Consider the following 13,950-nt stretch of genomic DNA (forward strand, 5'->3'; position numbering starts at 1 on the left):
AATTATTATTCGTAGTAATAGTGCAAACCATTATCATTTGTACTACGGATTGGAATAATACAAACTTACAATTTTATTGCAAGATAAATACAAAAAAACCTCACATATGTGAGGTCTTTAAACATTTTTATGTTAAGCGCAACAAAGAGGCTAATCAGATATCCAGATTATGCTTACCGTGTGAGACTTTTGCCTTCAGGTAGCTTTCATTACCCGACTTAACATGAGCAGAGGTGTTCACCACTTCTTCAATCTCAATACCAAAAGATTTCAGCTCATTGATTTTCTTGGGGTTGTTAGTGACTAGGCGAATTTTTGTGGTTCCTAAAGCACGAAGCATTTCTGCCGCTTCAGTAAAATCACGCAAATCATCACCGAAACCTAGATGGTTATTGGCTTCGTAAGTGTTCATACCTTCACTTTGCAGACGGTATGCATCGATTTTATTGTATAAACCAATACCACGACCTTCTTGGCGTAAGTAAAGAATCACTCCACCCGTCTCACCCATAATTCTAATGGTTTCGTCTAGCTGCTCGCCACAGTCACAGCGAGAGGAATGGAAAACATCACCAGTCAGGCACTCAGAGTGCATACGAACAAGAGGTATGTCTTGTGTCTTGTCTGCTGATTTAAATATCACAGCAACATGCTCTTTATCTGTTTTCAATCCATGAAAAGACAGAAGTTCAGCATCAATACTGCTTGTTACCCCTACTTTGAAATCTATTCTGGCACGCACTTCCGCCATAGCTATACTCACTTGAAAATTCGATGTATTTAACAACACTACATTATATGTCTAGGCAATATTTTGTAGCTAACTATCTAATGATAGACACTATGAGGCTGTTAACAATTTTTTTCAAGGTCGACCATGCACTAATTGTTATATTATAACAATAATTTTTCAGGTAACAAAAAACCCCACATTGGGATGACCAACATGGGGTTATAAATTAATCAGTTGCGGCTAAGGCTACTATTTTTTACAGAACGATTAACTTATTTGAGTTTGCTTCCAGATGACAAGCTGAACCCAAGCGTTCTCTAATTCGGTTAACTCTTCTTGAGTAAGCGTAGAAATGCTCGACTTTGCACTGTATTTTTCTGCCCATTTGTCAGATCGGACATGAGTATGGAACTCTTTCTTTAAATTTGAGATTACGTTATCCACAGATACATCCTTATATAACAGTGCTTAGCCTTTATAATCCTTTAATGTTACAAAATACAGGTCAATTGGTAAACAGTAATACACAATTTTTATGAGCTCTTTCTAACACTTTTTACTGATAAATATATAAATAAGAGGAATAATACGCTCGGAAGTAGCCAAAGTAATAAGTTTGAAACACTCATTGCTGGTTTATAGAGCACAAATTCACCGAACCTTTCCGTCATATATTGAGTAATTTCATTATTACTCTTCCCTGCTTTCACCATATTGAATACAACGAGGCGTAAGTCTTTTGCAATCGGAGAGTTCGACTCAATCAGGTTTTGATTCTGGCATTGCGGGCAACGTAGGGTTTTTGCCAATGTAATAGCGCGCTGCTGTTGTTCTGGGTTTTCAAACTCAAACAGTTCAACTTGAATACTCGTGTCCTTATTACTGGCTGTAAACAGATCTTCTGCCAAAATCGGAAAACTAATAACCATAAGCGCAGACAGCACAACGAGTGCTTGTATTAAAGGCTTCATCATCCATTCGCACCATCAAAATACATCGCAAGTTCTTCTTGCCACACTGATTCGTTGATCACGCCCAGTAACTTCTTAATGATTTGGCCGTCAGCGTCGACCAGATACGTTTCAGGAGTACCGATTACGCCGAGTTCTAACGCTAGCTTACCTTGAGGATCACTGATCACCGTTGAGTACGGATTGCCATCGCTCGATAACACATTGATCGCTGCCCCGGAGTTATCTCGATAATTGAGCCCAACAATTGGAATACCTTTATCATGAAGTTTGAGCAAAAAAGCGTGCTCAGTTTTACATATACCGCACCACGAAGCCCAAACATTAACCAGTTGATAAGGATGCTGAGTGACATCAGCCAACGTAATTTCCTGTTTACTACTGATGCCTTCACTATTCGCTAACGCAGTAGATATGAATTCTGGAAATGCCCTTTTTTGCTCCGACACAATCGTCGATTGCTGCTTATTATTGAGCGCAAAGGCAAAACCCAACACCACCATTAATGCCAAGATAATTAACGTGATGAGCTTGTTACGAACGCTGGTATGCATACTGTGACGCCTTAACGGTTTTCTTTTTACGATGAGTCAATGAGAGTAAAGCGCCAAGAATGGAGAACAACCCACCAAACCAGATCCAGCGTGCATACGCCTTGTACTGCACTCGAAATGCATAAGCGGTGGAATCTACTTTCTCGCCCATGGTGATATAAACATCGCCATGCCAGAACCACTTCATTGCAGGCTCACTCATGTTCATGACTCGAACTTGGTAGTGTCTTCTTTCTGGCGCTATGGTAAAGCTTTTATCGTCGGCATCTAAGTTTAGTATCGCCTTCTCTGCGGTAAAATTTGAGGCGACATAAAGCTCAGTATCACGATGAGAAAGCGTCCAATCCATGAACTCTACTTGTGCGCCCGGGCTTAGTTTATAGCTGCGCTCAAATGAGTGATAGCTATTCATTGCAGCACCTACAGCGAGTACTGCAACCCCGACATGAGCAAAGGTCATCACCCAGACTTTGCGTTGGAACTTAGAACTTCGGGTAACCACTAAGCCGTAAATATGCGTCAGTAACACCCAGAATGCGAGGCCCCAAGTCAGCAGTGCCATCACTTGTAGTTGTACCTGTTCTACTTGCCAAGAATAACAAGCGTAACCCAATGCCAACGACACCAAAGCTAACAATGAAATAACACCTTTGGTGGCTTGAGGTTTAACACTCAACAATGGGGCTAAGCCAACCACGCCAAGTGCGAGCAAAGCCAAAGGTGCAATCAACAGATTAAAGTAAGGCGCACCTACCGATATGTTCCCCAACCCAAGCAGTTCAAAGACCATTGGATAAAACGTACCAAACACCACAACAGCGGTCGCCAGTACAAAAATGAGTACCGCAACTAAGCTCAAAAAGCTTTTGCTGACGAAGCTGGTAATCGGATTAGATTCAAAAGATTCTCCTCTGATGATAAGCAGAGAAAATGAGCTCACAAGTACCAACACTAATATAAGTAGCAGTGCGATACCTTTGGTTGGGTCAACAGCAAAAGCATGCACCGACGTTAATACGCCAGAACGAACAATAAAGGTGCCTAAGATACTCAAACAAAACGTAATGAAAGCAAGGCTGAGTGACCACTTCAGAAGCTGTTGTTTGCCCTTAGCAACGCCTAAGCTGTGCAGTAAAGCTGTTGAAGTAAGCCACGGCAACAAGCTGGCATTTTCAACAGGATCCCAGAACCACCAGCCGCCCCAGCCTAATTCGTAATATGCCCACCAAGAGCCAAGAATGATCCCTGCAGTTAAAAAGATCCAAGCGACTAGACACCAACTGCGACAATGGGCAACCCAATCAAACTCAATAGAATCAACCAGCAAAGCGGCAACTGCAAATGCCAGCACCACAGAAAAGCCGACATAGCCAAGGTAAAGTAATGGAGGGTGAAAGATCAGGCCGACATCTTGCAACATTGGGTTAAGGTCACGCCCTTCCAGCGGCAAGATCGAATTCATTTCAAATGGGTTGGATGCGAATAAGGTGAACCAAGCAAATATCGCGAGCAGTAGGTTCATCACCCACAGCACTCGGCTTTGGTATTCATTCGAATAGTGTTTTTGTAAGGCAATCACGCCAGACCAGACGCTGATCGTCAGTACCCAAAACAACAAGGAACCTTCATGGCCTGCCCATACGGCTGCAAGCTTAAAAAATGAGGGTAATTGAGTATTTGAATGTTCAGCGACATAGAGGATAGAGAAGTCATCACTGACAAAGGCATAGCCAAGCAATGCGACAGAAGTGAGAGAAAACAATGCACTTGAAAGAGAGAAACTGCGGATTAAACCTATATTTTGCGTCCGTTTGTTTAGCATTTGATAAAACGAATGCACACCAATAATGCTACTGAGTACAGCAACCAACACTAAACTAAACAGCCCCAAAGAACCGACCATATCACCTCAATAAGGCTCCGCTTGAGCAGAGCCGATCTGAACACGCATCTCATGTTTATTTAAAGCATGTTCATTAATAAGCAGATATTTAGTATCCAACATCTGCTCACTAATAAACTTGAGCAAAATTAAGCTATCGTTAACTGCCCTGCATAAAGGACAAAAGTTCGCAGCATTAATACGCCCATTAGACTTAGCGAAGTCACGGAGAAAATATACACCGAGCTATGGCGAATTGAAGTCGGCGTAACGGCATTCAGCAACAACGGTAAAACCATCCCAACACCGATGACGCCATACCAGAACCAACTTGCCCAGAAGCCACTGCCAATTGCATTCCATACTGCTTGCTCACTTTGACCACCAGCGAAGATCAACCCAGTAAAGAAAGTAATTAGAACAAACAACTCAAACATCACGACTGGACGTTCAAATCCGTGGATCCATGAAATAGTCGGGCTATGAGGTGATTCTTTAAAGACCAGCACACCAAATAAAATACACGCCGCCGCACCCGAAGATAAACTCGAGAACAAGAACAAAATCGGCAGTACTGGGTTATTCAATAGTGGGAAAGTATTTAAAGCTGACAGCAAGAATCCGGTATAAGCGGCAAGCATAAGAGCAAGAACAGCTAAGAATATTTCCAGAGCATTCTCAAACACTTCTAATTTGCCAATCCAATTACCGACAAAATCAAGTCGCCCTTTTAGCCATGCTTGATCATTCAAGAACACGACTATTTGATCTCTAAATATAATGCCGATCCAAAGGAATAAGATCACCATATATACTTGAAATAAGATCACACCCATCGACATCACAGACGTTGGATTATAGAAGATCATGATCTTCCAAAAGGATAACGGTTTTGTCAGGTGGAAAACCAAGATAAGCAGACCTGAAATGATCCCAAATGGCGCAAGAAAAGCCGTGGCCTTTAACACACCATTATGAGCGGGATCGCCTTCAATGACCTTACGTTTTAGGTAAATGGAGATCATTACGGCACCCGCCGACATCCCCGCAAGAAATAGATAGATTGCTATAATCCAGTCCCATACCACCGTACCAGACTGAAAAGCTGCGTCCCATGCACTCATAATCAAATCTCCCCTTTTTGGTGTGGCACTTTATAGAGTTTTGGCTGAGTACCTAGATAAGCTTTATCTCTGTAAACCACCTCAGATTGAAGCACCTGGTTTATCTCACTCTCAGGGTCATTTAGATCGCCAAAGACCAGCGCATTGGTCGGGCAAGATTCGACACAAGCAGGCAACTTCCCTTGTGCAAGATTGGTATCACGGCAGAAGTTACATTTATCTGCGGACTTGTTCTCAGGATGGAAAAAGCGCACTTGATATGGGCAAGCCAATAGACAATAACCACAACCGACACACTTCTCTTGATGAACGTCGACAATGCCGGTTTTTTCATCTTTGTAGGCCGCGCCTGTTGGGCAAACCATCACACAAGGTGCGTTATCACAATGCTGGCAAGAGTTACGAGTAAAACGGTAATCAACATTGGGATATTCGCCTTGGGGCTCACTCTTAATAATTTCTAAGCGCGATACACCTTCAGGTACTTTGTTTACTTCACGACATGCTTCGGTACAGGCGGTACAACCAATACAAGCGGTTTCGTCATGAATCATTCCATAACGTTTAGTGCCATCTTCTTGAACATTGGCTAGCGTCTTGCGACTTGTTACTGCCGCAGTTCCCGCTACACCTGTGGTAAAAATAACGGCACCAGCGCCTGCTAAAAAGTTTCTTCTTGAGCAGCTCATAGATTACTCCTCTTCTTTCTTCTGGTTGAAGTCTGAGTGGCAATCCACACACAGCTTGATGGTTTGCTTCTTATCTAAGCCCAACACCTTTGCTTCAGTCGCATGAACATCATGGCAGTTTGAACACGTTAAGTTTTGCGCGTGAACATCGTGAGTCCAACTCGCTTCACGCAGATCATCAGGCTTGTGACAATCGATACATTGGCTATTGGCATCTAAAATTAAGCTAGGGTCTAGGAAAACCTTTTCAGTTCCCGGTTGTGATTGAGCCTCGCGATACTTCACCACTTCAGGCGCACCTTCACGGTGATCGGGGCTAATAGAACTATGACAGTCGGTACAATTTACTTCGCGGCCAAGCAAAGCGTGTGCACTTTCACCATGTGAACCCAATACCGTTTCTTTTGAATCTTTATGGCATTGAACACACTTGTAGTCTTTGTCGCGGATTAATTCGACTTCATGTCTTGTTGATTCTCCTACTGGCGTAACAGCAGGCTCAGCAACAGCATGAATGGAATAACCATAGAGGCAGAATGCTAGAAGGGATTTAAGCATTATGACTATGGCCAATTTAATATTGCCCATTTTATCCTTTCCTTATACCGGCATTATTTAACTCTCAACTAAATAATATTCCGGTTAAACAAAAGTACCCTTAAACGATATTATTACCGCTTAAATGATATCAATTCTTATTTTGGATAAGCCACAACGCTTTCTATAGTTAGAATATACCTCTAATTAGGTAATACGAAATTTGGATGGGTTAATCTGTGAACGCAATCACCCTATTTATATCATGGTCAATCTAGGTAATTGATTGTTATATATGATAATAATTCTCAATTGAATTTTAATACCACTATCCACCAATACCTCTTTAGGGGTATATAAACTTCAACGTGATTGAAGTCACTACCGTTAATTGATCTAAGACAAGCTATATCCAACACGTAACAAAATGTGTTTGTTTATGAATTAATATAAACAGGAATTCTCCAGTTCTTAATTTGAATAGCAAACTCACAACGCTTGGTATAAGAGTCAGTATATTGGAGATATCACTGTGAAAAAGCATTGGATACGTAATTCGGTCACAGCACTATTAATGGTTAGCGCATCACTAGCAAGCGCGACCAGTTTTGCTGCGTCTGAACAAAAAGAAATTGGCGACCCTCGTAACGACCAGTTCGAGCAAAACCACCCCGATCAATATCATTCATGGAGACAGACTTCAGAAAGCGAAGTTATTGAAGACGCACTAAAAGAAGATCCAAACATGGTCATCATGTGGGCTGGCTACGGCTTCGCAAAAGATTACAACAAAGCACGCGGCCACTTTTATGCCATTGACGATGTAAGACAAACACTTCGTACTGGCGGCCCAACGGACGAAAGCTCTGGCCCAATGCCAATGGCATGTTGGAGCTGTAAGAGCCCAGACGTAGCACGTGTTATTGAAGAACGTGGCGAAGATGGTTACTTCGAAGGTAAGTGGGCGCGTCTTGGCAACGAGATCATTAACCCTATTGGCTGTTCAGACTGTCACGATACCAAAAGCGAAGGCTTTAAAAATGGTGAACCAGCACTTAAGGTGACTCGTCCTTACGTTGAACGTGCATTTGAAACGATTGGTAAAAAGTTTGATGAACAAAGCCGCTTAGACCAACAAGCGTCTGTTTGTGCTCAGTGCCACGTGGAATACTACTTCACAGGGCCAACCAAAGGTGTGAAATTCCCTTGGGACCAAGGTACAACCGTTGGTGACATGGAACGCTACTATGATGCAATCAACTTTAAAGATTGGACGCATAAAGTATCGAAAGCACCCATGTTGAAAGCACAGCACCCAGGTTTTGAAACATGGCGCGAAGGCATCCACGGCAAGAACAAAGTCGTTTGTGCTGACTGTCATATGCCGAAAGTGACCAAAGAAGATGGCACTGTTTATACCGACCATAAAGTGGGTAACCCATTCGACCGCTTCGAAGATACGTGTGCAAACTGTCACACTCAATCGAAAGAAACCATGCGTAACATCGTTTCAAGCCGCAAAGCGCAAGTACTGAACATGAAGCTGACAGCAGAGAAACAAATCGTTGCTGCTCACTTTGAAGCAGGTGCGGCATGGGATGCAGGTGCAACTGAACAAGAGATGGAACCTATCCTACTCGATATCCGTCACGCTCAATGGCGTTGGGACTACGCTATTGCGTCTCACGGCATTCATATGCATGCACCTGAAATCGCTCTAGAAGTGCTAGGTACTGCCGTTGACCGCGCAGCGGATGCTCGAACTAAGATTGTTCGTCTACTGGCGAAGAAAGGCATCACCGATCCAATCGAAATTCCAGATATCTCGACAAAAGAAGCGGCTCAAAAAGCGCTTGGAATGGACATGGATAAGATGAACGCTGAGAAACAACACTTCTTAGACACGGTTGTTCCTAAATGGGAAGAGCAAGCTGAAAAGCGTGAAGCCAACTACGAATACTAGTTTCTTCAATTAGACCATTACGTAAAAACCAGTCACACTATTATTGTGTGGCTGGTTTTTTAGGTTTTGGGGAAGACACATCACTATCGAACTCCCGATCCACTCGCCAATTCAAGGAATAAACAATGAAAATCTTACTTTCGCTTTCGGCATTATGTATTGCACTACTCAGTTCAGGCGTTCACGCATCTGAGCGCGCTGAGACAGGGTGGGAATTAATAGAGAAAGGTGCATTAGTGGTTGATGTCAGAACACCTGCAGAGTTCGAACAAGGGCATCTAGACAACGCCATCAACTACCCTCTTTCTGAAGTGGCTACTCACTTTGCTAAGATAGATAAAGAGCAACCCATAGTGTTGTATTGCCGCAGTGGCAATCGTTCAGGGCAAGCTTATCAATTCTTGCGTGCTCAAGGGTTTACTCAGATACACAACGCCGGTGGCTTAATCGAAATGCAGGAAAACCAATAGTCTTCGAAATGAGCTCTTAAGTAAGATCGCCTCTTTAGCAATTAACCAAGCTTAGCGGATCATCTGTTTGGCTTGGTTGATCGAATGGATAATAGAAACACGATCAATGCCCTTTTGATTGGAATCTAAGATTTGAGTCCACGCATCAATCGCTTGTTGATAGCGCATACTAATGAAGTGATCGGTCGCAATCAGCATCAATGCCGTACGATCATTGGGATCAAGCTGCATGGAGTGATCCAGTAACGCATTCACGTCATCGCTCATAGCTTGAGAACTAAGATAGTAAAGTGCCGTTGCTTTGGCAGCATAGAGGCCAGAAGGCGCTTGAGGATCTAAGCGAATCGCGTAGTCGTAACAGGTAAACGCAGCATCAAACTCCCCTTTCTGCATGTACACACCACCAAGCTTAAACCACAAGTCGGATTGATTCGGGTCTTGTTTGAGGCTTTGTTGAAGCTCATCTTCGAAATCTGTCGCCGTGTAGTTATTGCTATCATCCAAAGGAAGTTGAGGTAACTCTTGTTTCAGTTGAGACCAGACCAGCACACTCAAAGCCACTGCAGTAAGAGAAATCACCACATTGCCTTTTAGATGGCTGCCATTGTTGCTCGCGGCAATAACGACCACAATCAAAAACAGACTCATTAGTACCAACGCAACCAACAACCAGATATCCATTCCACACTCCTCTTTCATTCCCCTCTACTCTATCGTTTTCATCTCCTCGCTATATTGATCAAGGTTTAGCTATCGATATTTTGACGATCACAGTTCAACGATAAAGTCAGAGCAAGATCCACACATAGCAGGCAATAAAAAACCGAGCACTTAGGCTCGGTTTTTTCATTGGTAAGCTAAATTACTTAACGTAATCGAGATTACTCAGTGTCTTGCTCGCTATCACTTTCAGAGTCAGAAGCATCTGATGCTTGCTCTTCACTTGATTCAGAAACGACCGTTCCTTCTGCATTAACTGTTTCTGCGTTTACTGCGTCAGCATTTGCTTCTTCAGTTTCTTCGCCTTCAACAATCTCAGCTTCTTCTACTTCGTCGATACGTTGTAGACCTACAACATTCTCGTCTTCAGCAGTACGAATCAGTGTTACACCTTGAGTGTTACGACCAACTTGGCTTACTTCCGCAACGCGAGTACGTACTAGTGTACCTGCGTCGGTGATCATCATCATTTCATCGCCTTCTTCAACCTGAACAGCACCAACTACTGGGCCATTACGATCAGAGACTTTGATAGATACTACACCTTGCGTTGCACGGCCTTTCGTTGGGTATTCAGCCAGCTCAGTACGCTTACCGTAACCGTTTTGAGTCACAGTTAGGATATCGCCTTCGTTTGAAGGAACAATCAGTGAAACCACTTGATCGTCTTCTGGGAGCTTCATACCACGAACACCAGAGGCAGTGCGACCCATTGGACGTACTTTGTCCTCGTTAAAGCGAACAACTTTGCCCGATTTAGAGAACAGCATGATGTCGCTATTACCGTCAGTAATATCAACGCCAATCAGTGAATCATCGTCACGTAGGTTAACTGCGATTAGGCCGTTAGCACGCACGTTTGCGAATTGATCCAGTGATGTCTTCTTAACTGTACCGTCGCCTGTTGCCATGAAGATGAATTTCTCGTTTGAGAATTCAGAAACAGGCAGGATAGCCGTAATACGCTCACCTTCTTCTAGAGGAAGAATGTTAACGATAGGCTTACCACGAGCGGTGCGGCTTGCTTGAGGCAGTTGATAAACTTTCAAGCGGTACGTTTTACCACGAGTAGAGAAACATAAGATGTTATCGTGAGTATTAGCAACAAGCAGACGCTCAATGTAATCCTCATCTTTCATCTTAGTTGCACTCTTACCTTTACCACCACGACGCTGAGCTTCGTAGTCGCTTAGGATTTGGTACTTAACGTAACCTGCGTTAGAAAGCGTTACTACAACGTCTTCTTGAGCAATTAGCTCTTCCATGTCGATATCATGAACCGCTGCTGTGATCTCTGTACGACGTTCGTCGCCATAGATATCACGTACCGCTTCAAGTTCTTCACGGATAACTTCCATCAAACGCTCAGTGCTTGCAAGGATATGCATTAGCTCAGCGATCTCTTCTAGAAGTGCTTTGTATTCGTCTAGAATCTTCTCGTGCTCAAGGCCAGTTAGGCGGTGAAGACGAAGTTCTAGAATAGCTTGCGCTTGAGTTTCCGTTAGGAAGTATTGACCATCACGGATACCGTATTGGTCTTCAAGCCAATCTGGACGAGCTGCATCAGTACCAGCACGTTCAAGCATTGATGCAACGTTACCAAGATCCCAACCACGAGATACTAGACCAACTTTAGCTTCTGCTGGTGTTGGTGCGTTCTTGATCAGTTCAATGATTTCATCAATGTTTGCAAGCGCTAAAGATAGAGCTTCCAAGATATGTGCACGGTCGCGCGCTTTCTTCAATTCGAAGATAGTACGACGTGTCACAACTTCACGACGGTGATCAACAAAACACTTCAACATATCTTTAATGTTGAAAAGTTGTGGTTGGCCATTGTTCAGAGCAACCATGTTGATGCCGAAAGTTGTTTGCAGTTGAGTCTGTGAGTAAAGGTTGTTTAGTACAACTTCACCGACAGCATCACGCTTACATTCAATAACAATACGCATACCATCTTTATCAGATTCGTCACGCAGTGCACTGATGCCTTCAACTTTCTTGTCTTTTACAAGTTCTGCAATCTTCTCGATCAGACGAGCTTTGTTCACTTGATATGGAATTTCAGTAACGATAATTGTTTCTTTACCGTTCTTTTCCATTTCAATGTTCGCTCGTGAGCGCATGTAAACTTTGCCACGACCAGTCTTATATGCATCAACAATGCCCTTACGGCCACTGATTAATGCTGCTGTCGGGAAGTCTGGACCCGGGATGTAGTCCATTAGCTCATCAATAGTGATGTCTTCATTATTGATAAATGCTAAACAGCCATCAACAACTTCGCCAAGGTTATGTGGCGGGATGTTGGTAGCCATACCTACTGCGATACCAGAAGCACCGTTAACCAATAGGTTTGGTATTTTTGTTGGTAAAACTGCTGGTATTTGCTCGGTTCCATCATAGTTAGGAACGAAGTCAACCGTATCTTTATCAAGATCCGTTAATAGCTCACCAGCTATTTTTGACATACGAACTTCGGTATAACGCATTGCCGCAGCTGAATCGCCGTCAACCGAACCAAAGTTACCTTGGCCATCGACTAACATATAGCGTAGTGAAAACGGCTGAGCCATACGAACAATTGACTCGTATACCGCACTATCACCGTGTGGGTGATATTTACCGATTACATCGCCTACTACACGAGCAGACTTTTTATATGCTTTGTTCCAATCATTACCTAATACATTCATCGCGAACAAAACGCGGCGGTGTACTGGTTTTAGGCCATCACGCACATCTGGAAGGGCACGACCAACGATGACGGACATCGCGTAGTCTAGGTATGAACCTCTAAGCTCATCTTCAATATTTACGGGCGTGATCTCTTTCGCTAGATCGCTCATAGAGCCATTTTCCCTCTATAGTCAGATCGTATTTTTGAATACGTATAAGACCGAAAAATATAACACAAATTTACCTACGGAGGCATCACTTTCCCTCTCCTTTTACCATCTTGTGACCCTTGTAGCCAATCTATTGATGAGAAATTGCACCTCAGCGTCATATCTTGCTGAAACATGGTCACTTTACATCCAATAAACTAGCAAAATTGTAGATCTTCTGGTCAGCAGGAAAAGGCAAGTTATAATGCCTGCAATTTCATGGATGCATTATTTAACTTGGAAATGCCGATTATGACTAAATCACAGAACGTAGACCCAGCAGAAATCAAAAAATTCGAAGACATGGCGTCACGCTGGTGGGATCTAGAAGGCGAGTTTAAGCCACTACATCAAATCAATCCGTTGCGCTTAAATTACGTGCTAGAGAAAACCGAAGGCCTTTTTGGTAAGAAAGTTCTCGATGTTGGCTGCGGCGGCGGTATTCTGGCTGAAAGCATGGCTGTAGAGGGTGCAGTAGTCACCGGACTAGATATGGGTAAAGAACCGCTAGAAGTCGCTCGTCTGCACGCATTAGAAACTGGCACCAAGCTCGATTACATCCAAAGCACCATTGAAGACCATGCAGAGCAAAACCCACACACTTACGATGTGGTGACGTGTATGGAAATGCTAGAGCACGTTCCTGACCCACAATCAGTTATCTCGGCTTGTTCAAAATTAGTGAAACCGGGCGGCCATGTGTTCTTCTCAACATTGAACCGTAACTTTAAGTCTTACCTGTTCGCTATTGTTGGTGCAGAGAAGTTACTTAAGATTGTGCCAGAAGGTACTCACGACCACGAAAAGTTCATTCGCCCTGCTGAGCTTATCAAAATGGTTGATAACACTCCGCTTCAAGAACTAGGGATTACAGGACTGCACTATAACCCGTTAACGAACACCTACCGTTTAGGCCAAAAAGTCGATGTGAACTACATCGTTCACACTCAAAACTTAGGCTAAAAAATATCGGTAGCCCTACCGTAAAATATTTTGTAAAAAAGACGAATGAAAAGAGTTGCAATTACCATAAGTTTGCGACTTTTTTCAGTCTAAATTTCGTGCGCTAGCTTCCATTTTGACCACCTCGATTTAAATTTAATCGTCCAAAATCCATTGCCTATTTTGCCCAAAGATCAAGGAATTTTTTTTTATGAGCGTGCAAAAATAAAGCATCCTTAAAAGGCGACTTTTGTACAATCAAGTCACGTCTAACGTCATCAGTTAGTGGTCACTTACAGTTTTTTTTCAATCCACCACTTATCCACAAGCAACCCAATTTCTTTACCTTGAAAAATATCAGTTGTAGCACTATCTTGTAACCCAACAAACAAATGACCCCTATATGTTGTGTTTGAACTACAATATATGGGTAGACCAAGATCACAAAGCCGAAACGTAATTTACAAAAATTACACA

The 13,950-nt window shown here is 43.0% G+C and carries 13 protein-coding genes; 3 read left to right on the forward strand and 10 right to left on the reverse strand.

Going from position 1 to position 13,950, the window contains the following annotated elements:
• Positions 1–154: 154 nt before the first annotated feature.
• The 8 genes from ribA to nrfB form a co-directional block, all read right to left on the reverse strand.
• Complete coding sequence (gene ribA / locus L3V36_RS15655) at positions 155–751, reverse strand: GTP cyclohydrolase II (protein ID WP_004733379.1); 597 nt, start codon at positions 749–751, stop codon at positions 155–157.
• Positions 752–1,000: 249 nt separating this feature from the next.
• Positions 1,001–1,177, reverse strand: a complete 177-nt coding sequence (locus L3V36_RS15660; RefSeq protein WP_017093829.1) for a hypothetical protein — start codon at positions 1,175–1,177, stop codon at positions 1,001–1,003.
• A gap of 89 nt (positions 1,178–1,266) precedes the next feature.
• A complete protein-coding gene (gene nrfF / locus L3V36_RS15665) occupies positions 1,267–1,707 on the reverse strand; it encodes a heme lyase NrfEFG subunit NrfF (RefSeq protein WP_102447686.1) in 441 nt (146 codons plus the stop codon).
• Positions 1,704–2,258: a DsbE family thiol:disulfide interchange protein gene (locus L3V36_RS15670; protein WP_004733376.1), complete on the reverse strand. Its 555-nt coding sequence runs from the start codon at positions 2,256–2,258 to the stop codon at positions 1,704–1,706. Before L3V36_RS15670 ends, nrfF begins: the two co-directional genes overlap by 4 nt.
• A complete protein-coding gene (locus L3V36_RS15675; protein ID WP_102447685.1) occupies positions 2,239–4,161 on the reverse strand; it encodes a heme lyase CcmF/NrfE family subunit in 1,923 nt (640 codons plus the stop codon). The genes L3V36_RS15670 and L3V36_RS15675 overlap by 20 nt, the downstream gene beginning before the upstream one ends.
• Before the next feature lie 128 nt (positions 4,162–4,289).
• Entirely contained in the window at positions 4,290–5,264 is a 975-nt protein-coding gene (nrfD, locus tag L3V36_RS15680) for a cytochrome c nitrite reductase subunit NrfD (protein ID WP_029222016.1), read from the reverse strand.
• A gap of 2 nt (positions 5,265–5,266) precedes the next feature.
• Positions 5,267–5,953 carry a cytochrome c nitrite reductase Fe-S protein gene (gene nrfC / locus L3V36_RS15685; protein WP_004733373.1) on the reverse strand — a complete coding sequence of 229 codons (687 nt, stop codon included), beginning with the start codon at positions 5,951–5,953 and terminating at the stop codon, positions 5,267–5,269.
• Between the two features lie 3 nt (positions 5,954–5,956).
• Positions 5,957–6,541, reverse strand: coding sequence for a cytochrome c nitrite reductase pentaheme subunit (nrfB, locus tag L3V36_RS15690; protein WP_004733372.1), 585 nt, complete (start codon positions 6,539–6,541; stop codon positions 5,957–5,959).
• Positions 6,542–7,022: 481 nt separating this feature from the next.
• On the opposite strand from nrfB, the gene nrfA reads away from it, so the two are divergent.
• Together nrfA and L3V36_RS15700 are read left to right on the forward strand one after the other, a co-directional pair.
• Positions 7,023–8,453: an ammonia-forming nitrite reductase cytochrome c552 subunit gene (gene nrfA, locus L3V36_RS15695; protein ID WP_181360346.1), complete on the forward strand. Its 1,431-nt coding sequence runs from the start codon at positions 7,023–7,025 to the stop codon at positions 8,451–8,453.
• A 125-nt stretch (positions 8,454–8,578) separates the two neighbouring features.
• Complete coding sequence (locus L3V36_RS15700; protein ID WP_077680269.1) at positions 8,579–8,923, forward strand: rhodanese-like domain-containing protein; 345 nt, start codon at positions 8,579–8,581, stop codon at positions 8,921–8,923.
• 51 nt (positions 8,924–8,974) lie between these two features.
• Here the strand turns inward: L3V36_RS15700 and L3V36_RS15705 are convergent, their stop codons facing one another.
• Together L3V36_RS15705 and gyrA are read right to left on the reverse strand one after the other, a co-directional pair.
• The gene (locus L3V36_RS15705; RefSeq protein WP_102447684.1) at positions 8,975–9,604 is read right to left on the reverse strand and encodes a tetratricopeptide repeat protein; all 630 of its coding nucleotides are present in this window, start codon (positions 9,602–9,604) and stop codon (positions 8,975–8,977) included.
• A 200-nt stretch (positions 9,605–9,804) separates the two neighbouring features.
• Positions 9,805–12,492 carry a DNA topoisomerase (ATP-hydrolyzing) subunit A gene (gene gyrA, locus L3V36_RS15710; protein WP_004733368.1) on the reverse strand — a complete coding sequence of 896 codons (2,688 nt, stop codon included), beginning with the start codon at positions 12,490–12,492 and terminating at the stop codon, positions 9,805–9,807.
• Between the two features lie 258 nt (positions 12,493–12,750).
• Here gyrA and ubiG point away from each other — a divergent pair, with 258 nt between their 5' ends.
• Complete coding sequence (gene ubiG / locus L3V36_RS15715; RefSeq protein ID WP_017078713.1) at positions 12,751–13,494, forward strand: bifunctional 2-polyprenyl-6-hydroxyphenol methylase/3-demethylubiquinol 3-O-methyltransferase UbiG; 744 nt, start codon at positions 12,751–12,753, stop codon at positions 13,492–13,494.
• Positions 13,495–13,950: the final 456 nt, after the last annotated feature.

The sequence above is a fragment of the Vibrio sp. G-C-1 genome, assembly GCF_021728015.1.
Classification (GTDB): domain Bacteria; phylum Pseudomonadota; class Gammaproteobacteria; order Enterobacterales; family Vibrionaceae; genus Vibrio; species Vibrio splendidus.

Excerpts from the sequence above, each read along its gene's own strand:
- ribA (WP_004733379.1), bottom strand. The coding sequence starts at position 751 with ATGGCGGAAGTGCGTGCCAGAATAGATTTCAAAGTAGGGGTAACAAGC.
- nrfF (WP_102447686.1), bottom strand. The coding sequence starts at position 1,707 with ATGATGAAGCCTTTAATACAAGCACTCGTTGTGCTGTCTGCGCTTATG.
- L3V36_RS15670 (WP_004733376.1), bottom strand. The coding sequence starts at position 2,258 with ATGCATACCAGCGTTCGTAACAAGCTCATCACGTTAATTATCTTGGCA.
- L3V36_RS15675 (WP_102447685.1), bottom strand. The coding sequence starts at position 4,161 with ATGGTCGGTTCTTTGGGGCTGTTTAGTTTAGTGTTGGTTGCTGTACTC.
- nrfD (WP_029222016.1), bottom strand. The coding sequence starts at position 5,264 with ATGAGTGCATGGGACGCAGCTTTTCAGTCTGGTACGGTGGTATGGGAC.
- nrfC (WP_004733373.1), bottom strand. The coding sequence starts at position 5,953 with ATGAGCTGCTCAAGAAGAAACTTTTTAGCAGGCGCTGGTGCCGTTATT.
- nrfB (WP_004733372.1), bottom strand. The coding sequence starts at position 6,541 with ATGGGCAATATTAAATTGGCCATAGTCATAATGCTTAAATCCCTTCTA.
- L3V36_RS15700 (WP_077680269.1), top strand. The coding sequence starts at position 8,579 with ATGAAAATCTTACTTTCGCTTTCGGCATTATGTATTGCACTACTCAGT.
- L3V36_RS15705 (WP_102447684.1), bottom strand. The coding sequence starts at position 9,604 with ATGGATATCTGGTTGTTGGTTGCGTTGGTACTAATGAGTCTGTTTTTG.
- gyrA (WP_004733368.1), bottom strand. The coding sequence starts at position 12,492 with ATGAGCGATCTAGCGAAAGAGATCACGCCCGTAAATATTGAAGATGAG.
- ubiG (WP_017078713.1), top strand. The coding sequence starts at position 12,751 with ATGGATGCATTATTTAACTTGGAAATGCCGATTATGACTAAATCACAG.